The sequence below is a fragment of the Bradyrhizobium sp. STM 3561 genome, from assembly GCF_045571455.1.
Classification (GTDB): domain Bacteria; phylum Pseudomonadota; class Alphaproteobacteria; order Rhizobiales; family Xanthobacteraceae; genus Bradyrhizobium; species Bradyrhizobium vignae.
In genome coordinates this window covers 3,562,734-3,579,158 of the sequence record NZ_CP120695.1, presented here as the reverse complement: position 1 = coordinate 3,579,158, position 16,425 = coordinate 3,562,734, and the positions used below count along the sequence as shown (strand labels likewise).

The following is a 16,425-nucleotide window of genomic DNA, read 5'->3' as shown; positions in this document are numbered from 1 at the left end:
AGCCGCATCGACCAGGTGGCACGCTTGCGGCGAGGCGGGAGGGGGCCCATATTGCTTGCGAGCGATCCGGCTTCGACCGGACCGGTTGGAAGCGGCGATCCAATAGGGCGGCGCGCCTGTGCGAGGCTCCGGGTGCGGAGCGGTGCGGCGGACCGTCTTTCGCTTCCGTGGGGAATTTGAACGCCTGTGCCATGCCGCAACTGACTTCCAGACTCGACCTGTCCGCCGCCGCCCACGCTCTCCGGATGAGCAATGATGACAACCGTGCGGGCGGCCCGTCCGGGCCGAACACGTCGGTCATCACCAAGGTCAAGCCCAAGACCAAGCGGCCGAATCTGTACCGCGTGCTGATCCTGAACGACGACTACACGCCAATGGAATTCGTCGTCCACGTGCTGGAGAAGTTCTTCAACAAGGACGTCGAGGCTGCGACCAAGATCATGCTGCACGTCCACCATCATGGGATCGGGGAGTGCGGCGTGTTCACCTACGAGATTGCCGAGACCAAGGTGACGCAGGTGATGGACTTCGCCCGCAAGCACCAGCATCCGCTGCAATGCGTGATGGAGAAGAAATAGGTCACGGCGCGTTCGAAGTGTAAGTAGCAGTGTGACCGCCGTGTGGCGCGCGCGACGCCGCTTGTAACCGGCAAACTACGGAAATCCACGCCCTCGCCAATCCCGCCCAAATCGGAACGGGTTTTGCATCGAGAATATTCCGGGGTGCGCAGCCGCCGAGTCGCGGAACCGGTCTTTTGCCGCGATCTTGTATAACTATATGTGACGAAGGTTGTTGTTGCCTGACCGGGCGATGGCGATCATGATGGTGGGGGCCATAGAGGACGCGAATGCCGACTTTTTCCCAAAGCCTTGAACAATCCCTGCATCGTGCGCTGGCGATCGCAAACGAGCGTCATCACCAATACGCGACGCTCGAGCATCTTTTGCTCTCCTTGATCGACGACTCCGATGCAGCCGCCGTCATGCGCGCCTGTAGCGTCGATCTCGACAAGCTCCGTACGAGCCTCGTCAACTATCTTGAGACCGAATTCGAGAACCTGGTGACGGATGGCGCCGACGACGCCAAGCCGACCGCCGGCTTCCAACGCGTGATCCAGCGCGCGGTGATCCATGTGCAGTCGTCGGGTCGCGAAGAGGTGACCGGCGCCAACGTGCTGATCGCGATCTTCGCCGAACGCGAGAGCCATGCCGCTTACTTCCTGCAAGAGCAGGACATGACGCGGTATGACGCGGTCAATTACATCAGCCATGGCATCGCCAAGCGGCCCGGCGTCTCCGAGGCGCGTCCTGTGCGCGGCGTCGACGAGGAGACCGAGACCAAGGGCAACGAGGATGCCAAGAAGAAGGGCGAGGCGCTCGAGACCTATTGCGTCAACCTCAACAAGAAGGCGCGCGACGGCAAGATCGACCCGGTGATCGGACGCAACTCCGAGATCAACCGCGCGATCCAGGTGCTGTGCCGCCGGCAGAAGAACAATCCGCTGTTCGTCGGCGAGGCCGGCGTCGGCAAGACCGCGATCGCGGAAGGCCTTGCCAAGCGCATCGTCGACAGCGAGGTGCCGGAAGTGTTGGCGGCCGCGACCGTGTTCTCGCTGGATATGGGCACGCTGCTCGCCGGCACGCGCTATCGCGGCGACTTCGAGGAACGCTTGAAGCAGGTGCTCAAGGAGCTCGAGGCGCATCCCAATGCGATCCTGTTCATCGACGAGATCCACACCGTGATCGGTGCGGGCGCGACGTCGGGCGGGGCGATGGACGCTTCCAACCTGCTCAAGCCGGCGCTTGCCTCGGGCACGATCCGCTGCATGGGCTCGACGACCTATAAGGAATATCGTCAGCACTTCGAGAAGGACCGCGCTCTGGTGCGGCGCTTCCAGAAGATCGACATCAACGAGCCGACGGTCGAGGATGCCATCGCGATCCTCAAGGGCCTCAAGCCGTATTTCGAGGACTACCACCGGCTGAAGTACACCAATGAGGCGATCGAGGCCGCCGTGCAGCTCTCCTCGCGGTACATCCACGACCGCAAGCTGCCCGACAAGGCGATCGACGTGATCGACGAGTCCGGTGCGGCGCAGATGCTGGTTGCCGAGAACAAGCGCAAGAAGACCATCGGCATCAAGGAGATCGAGACCACGATCGCCTCGATGGCGCGGATTCCGCCGAAGAGCGTGTCGAAGGATGATGCCGAGGTGCTCAAGCATCTCGAGCAGACCCTGAAGCGCACCGTGTTCGGCCAGGACAAGGCGATCGAGTCGCTCGCCGCCTCGATCAAGCTGGCACGCGCGGGCCTGCGCGAGCCGGAGAAGCCGATCGGCTGCTACCTGTTCTCCGGACCCACCGGCGTCGGCAAGACCGAGGTTGCCAAGCAACTCGCGGCCGCGCTGGGCGTCGAGCTGCTGCGCTTCGACATGTCCGAATATATGGAGCGGCATACCGTGTCGCGCCTGATCGGCGCGCCTCCCGGCTATGTCGGCTTCGACCAGGGCGGCCTGCTCACCGATGGCGTCGACCAGCATCCGCATTGCGTGGTGCTGCTCGATGAAATCGAGAAGGCGCATCCGGACCTCTACAACGTGCTGCTCCAGATCATGGATCACGGCCGGCTCACCGACCACAACGGCAAGCAGGTCAACTTCCGCAACGTGATCCTGATCATGACCACCAATGCGGGCGCAGCGGATCTCGCCAAGCAGGCGTTCGGGTTCACCCGCTCCAAGCGCGAAGGCGACGACCACGAGGCGATCAACCGGCAGTTCGCGCCGGAATTCCGCAATCGTCTCGATGCCATCGTCTCGTTCGGCCATCTCAGCGTCGAGGTGATTGGCACGGTCGTGGAGAAGTTCGTGCTTCAGCTCGAGGCGCAGCTCGGCGACCGCGACGTCACAATCGAGCTGTCCGAAGAGGCCAAGGCCTGGCTGATCCAGCACGGCTATGACGAGCAGATGGGCGCACGTCCCATGGCCCGCGTGATCCAGGAGCACATCAAGAAGCCGCTGGCCGACGAGGTGCTGTTCGGCAAGCTGAAGGGCGGCGGCCACGTTCGCGTCGTTCTGGTCAAGGACGAGGCCGACGAGAGCAAGGAGAAGATCGGATTCGAGTTCGTTGAGGGTCCGGTTACGCCGAAGCAGGAGAAGCTCCCGGGCGCCCGCAAGCGCCCGCCGGGCAAGTCGAAGCCGGGCGGTCCTGGCGGCTCGAAGGGGCCGACCTCCAAGGGGCCGCTGGTCAAGGTTTGATCGGCGTGTGGTGAAATCGAAAAGGCCGGCTGAAGAGCCGGCCTTTTATTTTGGGTCGCAGTTGGCCCTACGTTCCGGCCTCTGGCGCTGCCGCCGGCGGCCTCGGCTTTCTCGGAGCGGCGGGCCGCGCGCGGGCAGGGGCCGACGGCTGCATCGTCACGATGACCGGATTGGGCTTGTGATCGGTCGCAGCCCCGGTCGCGGCGTCGACGCCCATGCCAACGACGCCGCCCAGCAGAAGATTGCCCGCGAATCCGGCGGCCCCGCTGGTCTGGACGTCCCGGCTGAGCGGCACGACTTGCGGCTCATACCCTTCCTTCTGGAAGGTGATCGAAATGTCGGCGTTTCGCTTGACGACCACGGAGCAGGGCGTCGTGCAGGTGGTCGGAACCTCCATTCCGCTGACCACGGCTTCCACGCCCGAAGGTGTCGATGAGATGCTGATGTTTTCCGTCGTACCGCGCGTAACGGACGCGCAGCCGCCAAGCATGACGCTGAGCGCCACTATTCCAAATGAACGCATGAAATGCCCCTTGTCCCGCGGCGAGTGGAGCGCAACCGGAGCGAGAGGGCAATACGTCAGGCGTCCAAATGGTTAAACCACGCACAGGTTGTGTGGGAGATACCGAGAAGGCGGCCGTGGCGCGCTCATTCCCCTTTCATCCGCTGTCCTTCCTGAACCCGGACATGCTCGGCGCCGCGCGCGCCCGCGGGTGACAAGCGCAGCATGCTGAGCAGCGCGCCGCACAGGGCAAAACCGACGCCGGCGAGCAGCGCGATCCTGGTGCCCTCCTGCGGGTAGCGGCCGAGCAACAGTGCGACCAGCGCCGCGCCGGTGGTTTGGCCGAGCAGGCGGGCGGTGCCGAGCATGCCGCTGGCGCCGCCGGAGCGCTGACGCGGGGCGGCGGCGATCATGGTGCGGTTGTTCGGCGTCTGGAACAGGCCGAAGCCAAAGCCGGCGAGGGCCATGCGCCAGACGACATCGACGGCGCTGGGCTCGGCCGGCAGCATCGCCAGCGAGGCGAGCCCGCCTGCGAACAGCAAAAGGCCAATGCCGCCGAGCAAGCCGGCCGGATAATGCTCGACGAGGCGCCCGGCGAGCGGGGCGGCGAACGTCACCGTGATCGGCCAGGGCGTGATCAGAAGGCCCATATGCACGGCTGAATAGCCGAACCGACTTTGGAGGTAGAACGGGATCGCGACGAAGGCGAGCATCTGGGCGCAGAACGAGGCGACCGAGGTCGCGATCGACAGGGCGAAGATCGGGATGCGCAGGAGATCGATCGGCAGCAGCGGCACAGCCATATGCGTCTCGCGCCAGATCAGGGCAGCGCCCGCGATCGCGGCGACGGCGAATTCGATCATGCAGGTGAGGAGCGGCTCGCCATGGCCGACGCTGTCGACGGCGAAAATGCCGACGCCGAAGGTGACGGCGCTCAGGCCCGCGCTCTGCCAGTCGAATGAATGCGCCGCCAGGCGCGTGTGCGGCAGGCAGCGGGCGCCGAGCGCAACTGCAACTGCACCGATCGGCACGTTGATCGCGAACAGCCAAGGCCAGCTTCCCACTGCCAGGATACCCGAGGCCAAGGTCGGCCCGATCGCGGCCGAGACCGCCACGACGAGCGCGTTGCGCGCGATGCCACGCCCAAGCAGCGCATGCGGATAGGTGAAGCGCACCAGCGCGGTGTTGACGCTCATGATGCCGGCCGCGCCAAAACCCTGTATGACGCGCGCGACGGTCAGCAGCGGCAGCGAGTGCGCGATGGCGCAAAGTGCGGAGGCAACGGTGAACAGCGCAAGTCCCGCCAGATAGACACGCCGATAGCCGACGATCTCGCCGAGCGAGGCCAGCGGCAGCAGCGAGATGGTGATCGCGAGCTGATAGCCGTTGACGATCCAGATCGAGAAGGCAGGGCTGGCATCGAGGTCGGCCGCGATCGTCGGCAGCGCCACATTGGCGATGGCGCCATCGATCACGGACATGGTGATGCCGAGCGCAATGGTGAGGATGGCCCATCGACGCTGCGGCAGCGGCAGGCCATCCGCCTGCTCGATGGTGACTGTCGACATTGTGAGCGGCGTCTGGTTTCGCGAATCGAACTCTGCCAGGTGGCCGAGTATTGCGCCAACAGGGCAGGACCGCGATAGTTCCGGAGCCGCAATTACCAGCGCGCGGTCGCCTTGCCCCAGACATAGAGGGCAATGAGCCCGAGTGTCACCGCCGTCGAGAAGACCAGGATGGTGCGATCGCGGTCGATCCGCGTCAATTCGGTGCGGTTGAGATTAAGCACCATGAACAGGGCCTTCATGGCAAATCGGCGCATCGGCAGCCAAGCGAGGGCCGCAGGGTGCCACGGCCGACGCAAGCGGGCTTGATGCAGCTCAAGTGTCCTACACCGCCGGCGGATTACGGTCGATGAAGGTCGTGCGCTGGTGCCAATAGGGATAGGGCAGCGTCACCTGGCTGGCGGCATCGAGCTTTGCGACCTGGTCCTTGGTCAAGGACCAGCCGACCGCGCCGAGATTTTCGCGCAGCTGGGTTTCGTTGCGCGCGCCGATGATCAGCGTCGAGACTGTGGGGCGCTGGAGTAGCCAGTTGAGCGCGATCTGCGAGACGCTCTTGCCCGTCTCCTTGGCGATCTCGTCGATTGCATCGACGACACGGTAGACGTGCTCGTCCGGCACGGGCGGGCCAAACTCGGCGGTCTTGGGCAGCCGGCTGACCTGCGGCTTCGGCTGACCACGCCGGATCTTGCCGGTGAGGCGTCCCCATCCAAGCGGCGACCAGACCACCGCGCCGAGGCCCTGGTCGAGGCCGAGCGGCATCAGCTCCCATTCGTAGTCGCGTCCGATCAGTGAATAGTAGGTCTGGTTGGCGACGTAGCGCGGGAAGCCGTGCTTGTCGGCAACGCCGAGCGACTTCATCAGGTGCCAGCCCGAGAAATTCGAGACGCCGACATAGCGGATCTTGCCGGCGCGCACGAGCACGTCGAGGGTGGCGAGCACCTCTTCGGGCGGGGTGAAGGCGTCGAAGCCATGGAGCTGGAACAGGTCGATATGGTCGGTGCCGAGCCGGCTCAGCGAACCGTCGATGGCGGCGAGCAGGTGCTGGCGCGACGAGCCGATGTCGTTAGGGCCGTCACCGAAGCGGAACGACGCCTTGGTCGAGATCAGGACCTTGTCGCGGCGACCCTTGATGGCTTCGCCGAGCACCCGCTCGGACTCGCCGAGCGAATAGACATTCGCTGTGTCGAACATCGATACGCCGGCCTCGAGACAGATGTCCAGAAGGCGCCGCGCTTCGGTCGCGTCCGTCGTGCCCCAAGCAGCGAGGCGGCCGACGCCACCGAAGGTGCCGGTGCCGAGACTCAACGCGGGCACCATGAGGCCCGACCGGCCCAAGCGTCGGTATTCCATCGATTGGCTCCTTGGCTGGCCGCTGATTGATCACTGCGGCTCGGTGCCAAAGGATACCGCAAGCAGGCGCCGCGTCCTATCACGTGCGCACATAGCGGCCTTGCCTGAGAGCGGCCTAATCGTGCAGGCGCATGTCGTCGAATGCTGCATTGGCAACGTGCGAGCCGGGTGTCTTCACCAAGGATTGAGCTTCGAGCCTTGTTGCGGGCCCAGGGAAGCACGCTGGTTCGCTGTCACGCGTTTGCCGCGGCAGGAGCGTCAGGCTCCAGCCCACCAGGACCAGCACCGCGAGCCGGAGTGCGATCACACCCAGCAACAGCTCCGATCCGCCTATGGTGTGGTGAGTCCTCATGTGCGCCAGCCTGATCCAGGCCGCCAGGCAAGACAATCTGGAATTGGCGAGCATTGCCTTCGCTCGAAGCGAAGGCTCGTGGTGATAGCTGACTGGAACGAGATCTCAATGCCGCAGCTGCTCGGGGCGTCAGCCAAGCTGCGGCTCTATCACGAGGTGACAGTGGCAGCCGCCGCCGACGAACAATTCTTCGAATATCTGAACTGTCACCCAAAGACGGGGATGCTGGCGGCCGTGAACACCGCCGGCGCCTGATCGACTAGGTTATGCAATGACCGAGCAAGTCCGGATGCGCCGCGCAGATGTGGTGCGCGCCGGCATCCCGCAGCTCGGCCTCGCTGCCATAGCCGTAGAGCACGCCGATGGCGGTCATGCCGTTGGTGCGGGCGCCGACCACGTCATGGCTGCGGTCGCCGATCATGATCGCGTTGTTCGCATCGACCTTCGTCTCGTCCAGCGCATAGCGGAGCAGGTCGCGCTTGTCGACGCGCGTGCCGTCGAGCTCGGAGCCGAACACGCGCTCGAAATACGGTTTCAGTCCGAAATGATCGACGATGCGCGTGGCGTAGACGGCGGGCTTGCTGGTCGCGACGAACATGCGCTGACGTGTCGCTGCGAGCGATGACAATGTGTCCGCAATTCCGCTGTAAGCCTCGTTCTCGAACAGGCCGATATCGCTGAAGCGCTCGCGATAGAGCAGGAGCGCGCGGTCGGCGAGCTCATCGGTTCCGGTGAGTTTTCTCAGGCTCGCAAGCAGCGGAGGGCCGATGCACCAGGTCAGTTCGTCCTCGCTCGGCACCGAAACCCCGAGCCGCTCCAACGCATACTGGATCGAGCGAGTGATCCCGGGCTTAGGGTCGGTCAGCGTTCCGTCGAGATCAAAAAAGATTGTCACCATCAGGCGGGACCTGCGTTGATACTGCCGTATGTTGCTAGTTGGCTGGGGTTCCAAGTCAAGGTCCGATTTATCCGATTGCGACGATGCCATGCGAATAGCTCGGGTTATCGCTGTCTTGTGCCTGGCCCTCGTGCTGTCGCCGGCGCTCGCAGAGGAGACGTCGCCTCCCGACGTACCTGCGAAGGCCGAGGGACCAGCGAAGCCGGTGGAAAAGCCGAATGACGCCCGCGAGAGTGACACGCGGGAGTCGATCTGCTTGATCGTGGAGGCGGCGGCACGCGACAACGACCTGCCGCTGGAGTTCTTCGCCCGCGTGATCTGGCAGGAAAGCCGCTTCCACGCCGATGCGGTCGGGCCCATGACGCGCAGCGGCGAGCACGCGCAGGGGATCGCGCAGTTCATGCCGGGCACCGCGAGCGAGCGCGGACTGCTCGATCCCTTCAATCCGGTGCAGGCGTTGCCGAAATCGGCGGAGTTTCTGAACGAGCTGCGCAACCAGTTCGGCAATCTCGGCCTGGCGGCCGCTGCCTACAATGCGGGGCCGCGCCGGGTGCAGGAATGGCTCGATGGCACCGGCGGAATGCCGGAGCAAACCCGCAACTACGTTTACGCAATCACCGGCACCAGCGTCGATGCCTGGGCCAAGGCGGGCAGCACCGGCAAGGGACCGCCGAGTTCGCCGCCGACGAGCTGCCGTGATCTGATGGCGTTGCTCAAGCGTGCTCCCAACCCGTTCGTCGCCGAGCTCGAGCAGCATGTGGAGCTTGCCGCCGCAAAGGTCTGGGGGGTGCAGCTCGCGGCCGGCTTCGACCGCAACAAGGCGTTGGCGATGTATTCCCGGGCCGTCACGAAACTGAGCGCCGTGATCGGCGAGCGTGATCCGAGCCTGCTGAGCTCGGTGATGCGCAGCCGCGGCACGCGTGCGTTCTACCAGGTGCGCATTGGTGCGGATACCCGGGCCGAGGCGGATGATCTGTGCAACCGCATCCGCAAGGCGGGTGGCGCCTGCTTCGTTCTGAGGAATAGGGGTGTGAGGGGGTAGGCACTCCCGTCATTCCGGCGCGCGACGAAGAGCTTCGGAATCCATCGTGCAGCGATCTCTGTGGCGCAATGGATTCCGGGTTCGCGCCAAGGCGCGCCCCGGAATGACCGCGGTGGGTGTTTCACGCATGCCAGCCCCGCCGCGGACTTCCTTGACGCAGACCGCCGTACTGCCCGTTATGCGGGCACGATTCCTCACCCGGCCAAAACTCCCGTGGCGCTTCCTCCGCTCGATTCCCCTCAATGGCAAAGCCCGTGGCGCGCCTTTGCGTGGGGATTGCGCTCGATCACGCAGACGATCCTCACCGTCGTCCTGTTCGTGACCTATCTCGGCATCGGCGCGCTGGCTCATGACACCCATTTCAGCCTGATCTGGGCGCTCTGCTCGACGCTGTTCGTCTGGGCGGGGCCGGCGCAGATCATCTTGATCACCACGCTCGGCTCGGGCGCCACCATCGTCCAGTCGGCGATCGCGGTGACCGTCAGCGCCATCCGCCTGTTTCCGATGGTGGTCTCGGTGCTGCCGCTGATGCGCACGCCGAAGACGAAACGGCGCGAGCTGATCTTCGCCGCGCACCTCACCGCGGTGACGCTGTGGGTCGAGTGTCATCGCTTCCTGCCGCAGGTGCCGCGCGAGCGGCGGATCGCCTTCGTCCACGGGCTCGGCTGCGGCCTGGTCTCGGTGTGCCTCACCGCCAATACGGTCGGCTATTTCCTCGCCGCCAACCTGACGCAGACGCTTGGTGCGGCGATCCTGCTGCTCACACCGCTTTCGTTCCTGTTCTCGACCGCACGCAACAGCCGCGAGGTTGCTGATGTCGTGGCGCTGACACTCGGGATACTGCTTTATCCGCTGGCGGCGAAGATGAACTCGGGTCTCGACATCCTCGTGAGCGGCACGGTGGCGGGCACGATCGCCTATGGTGTGCATTGGTGGCGGGAGGTGCGCGCGTGAGTCTTGCGCAAGCGATCGGGGACTGGCACGCGCTCGCCGTGCTGTTCGTCGCCGGCGTCGTTCCCAACCAGATCTGGCGCATGCTGGGCCTGTGGTTCGGCGGCGGCATCGACGAGGGCTCCGAGCTATTGGTCTGGGTGAGGGCGGTCGCCACCGCGATCCTGGCCGGCGTCATCGCACAGATCGTGGTCGAGCCGCCCGGGGCGCTTGCGAGCGTACCCGATATCCTGCGCTATGGTGCGGTCGGCGCCGGGCTCGTCGTCTTCCTGCTGACGCGCCGTTCGATCTTTGCGGGTGTGGTCACGGGCGAAGTCTTCATGCTGGCCGGCAAGTGGTGGTTGGGCTAAAACCGCCGGCGAACAGTAGGGATGGACATATGGTTCGCGAACAGGAGCTCCGCGAGGGCGAGGTCGCTATCGAGCTGCCGCCGACGCAAGATGCCGGACTCGTCTTCATCGGCCGTATCCGCACGCCCTGGACATCGCGGCTGGAGACGCCGCGGCAGGGGCGTCAGGACGGCCCGATATGCCGCCTCGAGATCTTCGAGCCGTTCGTGCCGGCCATCAAGGGCGTCGATTTCTACAGCAATCTCGAAGTGCTCTATTGGCTCGACAAGTCGCGCCGGGACATCATCCTGCAGAGCCCGAAGAACAACGAGAAAACGCGCGGCACGTTCTCGCTGCGCTCGCCGGTGCGGCCCAATCCGATCGGCACCTCGATCGTGAAGCTGGTCGGTATCGAGGGCAACGCGATCCTGGTGCGCGGGCTCGACTGTATCGACAATACGCCGCTGATCGATATCAAGCCGGATCGTTGCGAGTTCACGCCGCTGGCTGCGCCGCAGAAGGGCGATTTCGAGACCGAGTGAGGAGCGCTCCGCTCTAATCCCGTCATTGCGAGGAGCTCTTGCGACGAAGCAATCCAGACTGCCTCCGTGGAGGGATTCTGGATTGCTTCACGGGGCCTGTCATCGGGCCGCGCTTGGCGCGGACCCGTTGGCTCGCAATGACGATGGATGCGGCGCCGCCTACCCCGCCTTCAGCGCCGCGGTCAGCTTCGCCGCGTGCTCTCGCAGCACCTTGTCGTCTTCCTTGCGGCTCGCCGGCGGCAGCATGGCGACGCCGTCGTGGCGCGGCATCACGTGCATGTGGAGATGAAACACCACCTGTCCGCCGGCAGGCTCGTTGAACTGCTGCACGGTGATGCCGTCGGCCTCGAACGCCTTCATCGCCGCGGCGGCGATCCTGTGCGCACCGCGGGCGACATGGGCGTAGTCGTCCGGTTTGATGTCGAGGATGTTGCGGGCAGCGACCTTCGGGATCACCAGCGTGTGACCGGGTACGCGCGGCATGATGTCGAGGAAGGCGAAGACGTGCTCGTCCTCGTACACCTTGTAGCAGGGCAGTTCGCCGCGCAGGATCTTTGCGAAGATGTTGTTGGCGTCGTAGGCGGTCATGATGGCTCCTCGGCGGCTCCTCGAGATTTTGCGCTTACTGTCACCAGCAGCGGCGAGGCGTCAAGGCGCCTCGTCGCCGCCTTTGCGGAACGGACCGAGCTCGGCGAGCTCACGCCCGGCCTCCGCGACATAGGCGCGCTCGCGCTTGAGGTAATCATCGATGGCGCGGCGCAGTCCGGGATCGGCGATGAAATGGGCGGAATGGGTGGTGCGCGGCAGGTAGCCGCGCGCGATCTTGTGCTCGCCCTGCGCGCCGGCCTCAACATGCTTCAGGCCGTGTCTGATTGCGAAGTCGATCGCCTGATAATAGCAGACCTCGAAATGCAAGAACGGATGATGCTCGACCGCGCCCCAGTTGCGGCCGAACAGCGTGTCCGAGCCGATGAAGTTGATGGCGCCCGCGATCCAGCGATTGTTGCGGCGGGCCATCACCAGCAGCACATCCTCGCTCATGGTTTCGCCGATCAGCGAGAAGAACTCGCGCGTGAGATAGGGGCGGCCCCATTTACGCGAGCCGGTCTCCATGTAGAATTCGAAGAAGGCGTCCCACGCATCCTCGGTGATGTCTTTTCCCGTGAGCCAGTGGATCGTGATGCCGGCGGCCAGCGCATCGCGCCGCTCGCGCTTGATCGACTTGCGGTGGCGGGAGTTCAGCGTCGCCAGGAAATCGTCGAAGCTCGTAAAACCCTCGTTGTGCCAGTGGAACTGCTGGTCGGTGCGCTGGAGGAAGCCGTGCTCGGCGAGCAGCTTCCATTCGTCCTCGCGCGCGAAGGTAACATGCACGGATGAGGCTTTGCTGACGCCGCACAGCGCCACCAGCCCGCTCGCCAGCGCGTCTGTGATGCGCTCGCGGTCGACACCGTCGCGAACCAGCAGCCGCGGTCCCGTTGCCGGGGTGAAGGGAACTGAGACCTGAAGCTTCGGATAATAGCGTCCGCCGGCGCGCTCATAGGCATCCGCCCAGCCGCGGTCGAAGACGTATTCGCCTTGCGAGTGCGATTTCAAATAGCAGGGCACAACGCCGGCGACGCGGCCGTCGAGCTTGGCCACGAGGTGGCGCGGCCCCCAGCCGGTGCGGATCGTTGCCGAACCCGATTTCTCGGCCGCGGAAAGAAACGCGTGCGAGACGAACGGGTTATAGGCGGGTCTTGAGAGCCCGAGAGAATCGCCTGGAGGAGCGGATGAGGTTCCCGCGCCATGACCGTTGCAAGGCTTCTCGTTAAAGGTCTTGCCGGGGTTGGCGCAGGCGTCCCAATCCTCGGGCGAGATGTCGCCAATGGACGGTACGGCCTCGAGCGTAATTTCGGATGATGCCATTGCGCCCAAGATCGTGCATTGCAGCAGCGACTTCAAGGGGCGGGAACACAGGTCGGGCGGTCGCCACCGCCGTCATTGCGAGCCAACGGGTCCGCGCGAAGCGCCCGATGACAGGCTCCGCGAAGCAAATCCAGACTGTTTCCGCGAAGGGATCCTGGATTGCTTCGTCGCAAGTGCTCCTCACAATGACGAGGAGGGAGGGGCGCCCTATGGCACGAACCCCTCGAAGATCATCTGGTCCGCATAGCGCCCAACCCGGGTCCTCTGCTCTGGCGTGCGCACGGTCCAGCCGAGCAGGGCGCAGCCGAAGACGTTGCGGGCGATCCAGGGGGCGGGGGCCGGGAGGTGGTCGACCTTGAAGGCGACGAAGTGCGGCTGGGTCTGCAAGCCGTGCCGCAGGTAGAGCATGCTGTCGCGCTGCTTCTGCGTGAGCTTGGCCCAGTACTCGTCCTCATAGGTCCGCTGCGCGACGATGCCGCGCGGGCGGTCGGGCAACAGCTCGCGCAGCGCGAGCACCTGGTCGGGATCGAAGGACATGCCGACCGCCGGGCCATCATAGGACGCCAGCACCTCCGCCATTCGCTTCACCAACTTGCGGTCACCGCCAAAGTGGCTCTTCACCTCGATCACCAGCGGCACGCGGCCGGCGACGAGGGCGCAGAGGTCGGACAGCGACATCATTCGCTCGTCCGTGTCCTTGAATTTGAGGGCTTTCAGCTCCGCGGCGGTTTTCGAGATGACCTCGCCGGTGGCCTCCGTGAGGCGGCCGAGCGCATGGTCGTGATGCACCATGGCCTCGCCGTCGGCGGAGAGCTGGATGTCGACCTCGACCGAGAAATTGCCTGTGATCGCAGCCTGCACCGCGCCCGGCATGTTCTCGACGATGCCGCGCGAAATGTCATGCAGGCCGCGATGGGCGACCGGCCGGGCTGTCAGCCAATCGGGAGCGCGCATGCGCGTCAGGCGACCTCGAACACGCCTTCGACCTCGACCGCCGCATCCGCAGGCAGCGAGGCGACCCCGACGGTGGTCCGGGCATGGCGGCCCTTGTCGCCGAAGGCGGCAACCATCAGGTCGGAGGCGCCGTTGAGCACCTTCGGCCCGTCCAGGAAGTCCGGCGCCGAGTTGATGAAGCCGCCGAGGCGCACCACGCGCACGACCTTGTCGAGATCGCCGAGCGCTGCCTTGACCTGGGCCAGCAGGTTGACGGCGCAGCCGCGCGCGGCGGCCGCACCGTCTTCGATGGAGACGCCCGCGCCGAGCTTGCCCTTGGCGATCAGCTTGCCGGCGGGGTCGAAGCAGACCTGGCCGGAGACGAACAGCAAGTTGCCGGTGCGCACGAACGGGACGTAGTTGGCGACGGGGGTGGGAGCCTCATGTAGCCTGATGCCCTGTTCCGCCAGTTTCTGCTCGACCGTGCCCACCATGTCCGACCTCGTTGTCCAAAAATCATTGCCCCCGGCGCGTCCGTTAGAACGCCGGGCGCGACCTGTTTCGCCCATCGTGCCGCCACATGCAAGCAACCCAACCAGACCGGGGCTGCGTTTTGTTGAGGCGGAGCAGCAGGTTCAGCGCGAGTGCCGCAACTTTACGTGAAATGGCCTCAGTTGCGACGCAATGGAACGGTCATTAAAATGTCGAATCTGCGCTTTCCTCAGGGAACAGACATGGTGCACCTTTTCCGGACTTCGCTCGGTGTGATGGCGCTCGCCGCGGCCAGTGTCGGCCTTGGTGGCGGGGCTCTGGCCGCCAACGGTCCGTTTCTCGCGCACCAGGCGCTCTATGACCTCAGCCTCGTCAAATCGCGCTCCAATTCGGTCAACAGCGCACGCGGCCGGATTCTTTACAACTTCACGGGCAGCGCCTGCGAGGGCTACACCTCCGAGTTCCGTCAGGTCTCCGAGCTCGACAGCGGCGAGGGCAAGGTCACGCTCAGCGACCTCCGCTCCAATTCCTGGGAGGACGCCGCGGGAAAGAGCTACCGCTTCAAGATCGAAACGCGCATGAACGAGGCGGATGCCGGCCGCGTCGACGGCTCGGCCGAGCGCGACGGCGACCATATCAATGTGAAGCTGAAGCTGCCGGCACCGAAGACCTTCACCCTCGACGGCAAGATCGTATTCCCGACCGAGCAGATCCAGCGCATCATCGCCGCAGCCAAGGAGGGCAAGTCGCTGCTCGAGCTCTCCGTCTATGACGGCTCCGACGACGGCCAGAAGGTCTACAACACGCTGACCGTGATCGGCCAGCCGATCCCCGCCGACCGCGCCACGCCGTCCGATCCGTCGATCTCGGACGAGCATATGAAGTCGCTGAAGCGTTGGCCTGTCACCGTCAGCTATTTCGACCGCGACGCCCAGCAGAAGGAGGGCGAGCAGACCCCGGTCTACGCGATGTCGTTCGAGCTCTACGAGAACGGCGTCTCGCGCCAGCTCGTGCTCGATTACAACGATTTCGTCATCTCCGGCGCGATGGGCAAGTTCGACGTGAAGGACAGCAAGCCCTGTAATTGAGGGGCAGTCTCTCTTCCGTCAATCCAACGGGTCCGCGCGAAGCGCGGCCCGATGACAGGCTCCGCGAAGCAATCCAGAGTCCGTCCGCGGGAAGATTTTGGGGTGCTTCCTCGCTTCGCTCCTCGCAATGACGGGGCTGGCTCTCCGCTTACTCCCCAGCTACGCTCGACAACCACGGAACTCAGGGAGGCAACCCGATGCCCAAGCTCGACCATCTCCGCCCCAGCGGACTGCATCACAATCCCGCTTATTCCCACGTCGTCACTGCCACGGGTGCGCGCACGATCTACATCTCCGGCCAGGTGTCTGTGGACGAGGAGGGGCGGATCGTCGGCGAGGGCGATATCGCGGCGCAGACGACGCAGGTGATGCAGAATCTCGGCCTCGCGTTGAAGGCGGCCGGCGCGAGCTATGCGAATATCGTCAAGATCACGACTTTCGTGGTGAACTACAAGCCGGAGTTGCGTCCAGTCATCGGCAAGGCTCGCTCCGCCTTCTTCGAAGGCATGGAGCCGCCGGCATCGACGCTCGTTGGCGTCTCCGCGCTCGCTGCACCGGAGTGGCTGATCGAGATCGAGGCGGTGGCCGTCGCGGATTGACTCCGTAGCCCGGATTGCGCTGCCAGCGTAATCCGGGCTACGAATGCTTCGCTTCTGACATCTCTCGTAGCAGCACCATCGCTTTATCGGCCAGGTCGGCAGGCACGAAGAGAGATCGTGATGAAAGGCCGACACGGCGTTCACGCTGATGCCGGCTTCGGCCAGACGCGTCGTGATTGCAGCCAGGAAGCCCACCGCATCGAGCGCGGAGTGAACTGACAAGGTGATCAGGCGCGATGGAAATTCATGGCGTAGTCCGGCGCGTTCGGCCTCCTCGTGCAGGATCACCAGCGTTGTTCCTTCGCGCTCCCGGAACGTCAGCATCGGGTGAATGGTGGCTGGAATGCTCGCACCCGGTGCAAGCGTGCAAAACACGAAGATGCCGTCCAGGATCTCCGGCTTCATGCTAGTCAGCAGTGCGTCGAGATCGCGTTCGCCTGTCACGGTGCCAGTCCCGAGATCGTTTGAGCGCCTGCGAAGCTATCTGCGCCAGGGGCTGTAGAAGTCACAAGCAACATACCTTTGTATATCTCCTCTAATCCTTCTCATGCGCTGACCTTACGCTGGTACAATTGAGCGACGGCGGCAGATTCTTACAATTCGAGTCCGCTCGGGTCACTG

At 64.6% G+C, this 16,425-nt stretch carries 18 protein-coding genes and 2 pseudogenes; 9 read left to right on the top strand and 11 right to left on the bottom strand.

Going from position 1 to position 16,425, the window contains the following annotated elements:
• Nucleotides 1-245: 245 nt before the first annotated feature.
• Nucleotides 246-578, top strand: coding sequence for an ATP-dependent Clp protease adapter ClpS (clpS, locus tag P6U28_RS16890; protein ID WP_162500239.1), 333 nt, complete (start codon nucleotides 246-248; stop codon nucleotides 576-578).
• Nucleotides 579-847: 269 nt separating this feature from the next.
• Nucleotides 848-3,256, top strand: coding sequence for an ATP-dependent Clp protease ATP-binding subunit ClpA (gene clpA, locus P6U28_RS16885; protein WP_122402848.1), 2,409 nt, complete (start codon nucleotides 848-850; stop codon nucleotides 3,254-3,256).
• 67 nt (nucleotides 3,257-3,323) lie between these two features.
• On the opposite strand, the gene P6U28_RS16880 is transcribed toward clpA, so the two are convergent.
• From P6U28_RS16880 to P6U28_RS16860, 5 genes are all read right to left on the bottom strand, one after another.
• A complete protein-coding gene (locus tag P6U28_RS16880) occupies nucleotides 3,324-3,779 on the bottom strand; it encodes a PEGA domain-containing protein (protein WP_162500240.1) in 456 nt (151 codons plus the stop codon).
• Between the two features lie 125 nt (nucleotides 3,780-3,904).
• Complete coding sequence (locus P6U28_RS16875) at nucleotides 3,905-5,326, bottom strand: MFS transporter (protein WP_122402850.1); 1,422 nt, start codon at nucleotides 5,324-5,326, stop codon at nucleotides 3,905-3,907.
• Nucleotides 5,327-5,418: 92 nt separating this feature from the next.
• Entirely contained in the window at nucleotides 5,419-5,565 is a 147-nt protein-coding gene (locus P6U28_RS16870; protein ID WP_162500034.1) for a hypothetical protein, read from the bottom strand.
• A gap of 82 nt (nucleotides 5,566-5,647) precedes the next feature.
• Nucleotides 5,648-6,673, bottom strand: coding sequence for an aldo/keto reductase (locus P6U28_RS16865; RefSeq protein WP_122402851.1), 1,026 nt, complete (start codon nucleotides 6,671-6,673; stop codon nucleotides 5,648-5,650).
• Nucleotides 6,674-6,788: 115 nt separating this feature from the next.
• Nucleotides 6,789-7,079, bottom strand: coding sequence for a hypothetical protein (locus P6U28_RS16860; protein ID WP_244607979.1), 291 nt, complete (start codon nucleotides 7,077-7,079; stop codon nucleotides 6,789-6,791).
• A gap of 66 nt (nucleotides 7,080-7,145) precedes the next feature.
• Between P6U28_RS16860 and P6U28_RS16855 the strand changes: the two are divergent.
• A pseudogene (locus tag P6U28_RS16855) lies at nucleotides 7,146-7,280 on the top strand (phenylacetaldoxime dehydratase family protein); the annotation flags it as partial.
• 4 nt (nucleotides 7,281-7,284) lie between these two features.
• Here the strand turns inward: P6U28_RS16855 and P6U28_RS16850 are convergent.
• On the bottom strand, nucleotides 7,285-7,923 hold the full coding sequence (locus tag P6U28_RS16850) for an HAD family hydrolase (protein ID WP_122402852.1): 639 nt from the start codon (nucleotides 7,921-7,923) through the stop codon (nucleotides 7,285-7,287).
• Nucleotides 7,924-8,011: 88 nt separating this feature from the next.
• Here P6U28_RS16850 and P6U28_RS16845 point away from each other — a divergent pair, with 88 nt between their 5' ends.
• The 4 genes from P6U28_RS16845 (at nucleotide 8,012) to tsaA (ending at nucleotide 10,787) form a co-directional block, all read left to right on the top strand.
• Complete coding sequence (locus P6U28_RS16845; RefSeq protein WP_122402853.1) at nucleotides 8,012-8,965, top strand: transglycosylase SLT domain-containing protein; 954 nt, start codon at nucleotides 8,012-8,014, stop codon at nucleotides 8,963-8,965.
• Between the two features lie 213 nt (nucleotides 8,966-9,178).
• Complete coding sequence (locus P6U28_RS16840; RefSeq protein ID WP_122402854.1) at nucleotides 9,179-9,919, top strand: AzlC family ABC transporter permease; 741 nt, start codon at nucleotides 9,179-9,181, stop codon at nucleotides 9,917-9,919.
• Entirely contained in the window at nucleotides 9,916-10,266 is a 351-nt protein-coding gene (locus P6U28_RS16835; RefSeq protein WP_122406622.1) for an AzlD domain-containing protein, read from the top strand. The genes P6U28_RS16840 and P6U28_RS16835 overlap by 4 nt, the downstream gene beginning before the upstream one ends.
• A 29-nt stretch (nucleotides 10,267-10,295) precedes the next feature.
• Nucleotides 10,296-10,787 carry a tRNA (N6-threonylcarbamoyladenosine(37)-N6)-methyltransferase TrmO gene (gene tsaA, locus P6U28_RS16830; protein WP_129143237.1) on the top strand — a complete coding sequence of 164 codons (492 nt, stop codon included), beginning with the start codon at nucleotides 10,296-10,298 and terminating at the stop codon, nucleotides 10,785-10,787.
• A gap of 159 nt (nucleotides 10,788-10,946) precedes the next feature.
• On the opposite strand, the gene P6U28_RS16825 is transcribed toward tsaA, so the two are convergent.
• The 4 genes from P6U28_RS16825 to P6U28_RS16810 all read right to left on the bottom strand — a co-directional run bounded on the left by P6U28_RS16825 (nucleotide 10,947) and on the right by P6U28_RS16810 (nucleotide 14,119).
• The gene (locus P6U28_RS16825) at nucleotides 10,947-11,375 is read right to left on the bottom strand and encodes an HIT family protein (protein WP_122402856.1); all 429 of its coding nucleotides are present in this window, start codon (nucleotides 11,373-11,375) and stop codon (nucleotides 10,947-10,949) included.
• 60 nt (nucleotides 11,376-11,435) lie between these two features.
• A complete protein-coding gene (locus P6U28_RS16820) occupies nucleotides 11,436-12,692 on the bottom strand; it encodes a GNAT family N-acetyltransferase (RefSeq protein WP_407122787.1) in 1,257 nt (418 codons plus the stop codon).
• Nucleotides 12,693-12,899: 207 nt separating this feature from the next.
• A complete protein-coding gene (locus tag P6U28_RS16815; RefSeq protein ID WP_122402858.1) occupies nucleotides 12,900-13,646 on the bottom strand; it encodes a glycerophosphodiester phosphodiesterase in 747 nt (248 codons plus the stop codon).
• A gap of 5 nt (nucleotides 13,647-13,651) precedes the next feature.
• The gene (locus P6U28_RS16810) at nucleotides 13,652-14,119 is read right to left on the bottom strand and encodes a RidA family protein (RefSeq protein ID WP_122402859.1); all 468 of its coding nucleotides are present in this window, start codon (nucleotides 14,117-14,119) and stop codon (nucleotides 13,652-13,654) included.
• Nucleotides 14,120-14,359: 240 nt separating this feature from the next.
• On the opposite strand from P6U28_RS16810, the gene P6U28_RS16805 reads away from it, so the two are divergent.
• Together P6U28_RS16805 and P6U28_RS16800 are read left to right on the top strand one after the other, a co-directional pair.
• On the top strand, nucleotides 14,360-15,205 hold the full coding sequence (locus P6U28_RS16805; RefSeq protein WP_160118821.1) for a cell envelope integrity EipB family protein: 846 nt from the start codon (nucleotides 14,360-14,362) through the stop codon (nucleotides 15,203-15,205).
• 197 nt (nucleotides 15,206-15,402) lie between these two features.
• Entirely contained in the window at nucleotides 15,403-15,804 is a 402-nt protein-coding gene (locus P6U28_RS16800) for a RidA family protein (protein WP_122402861.1), read from the top strand.
• Between the two features lie 37 nt (nucleotides 15,805-15,841).
• Here the strand turns inward: P6U28_RS16800 and P6U28_RS16795 are convergent.
• A pseudogene (locus P6U28_RS16795) lies at nucleotides 15,842-16,248 on the bottom strand (ACT domain-containing protein).
• Nucleotides 16,249-16,425: the final 177 nt, after the last annotated feature.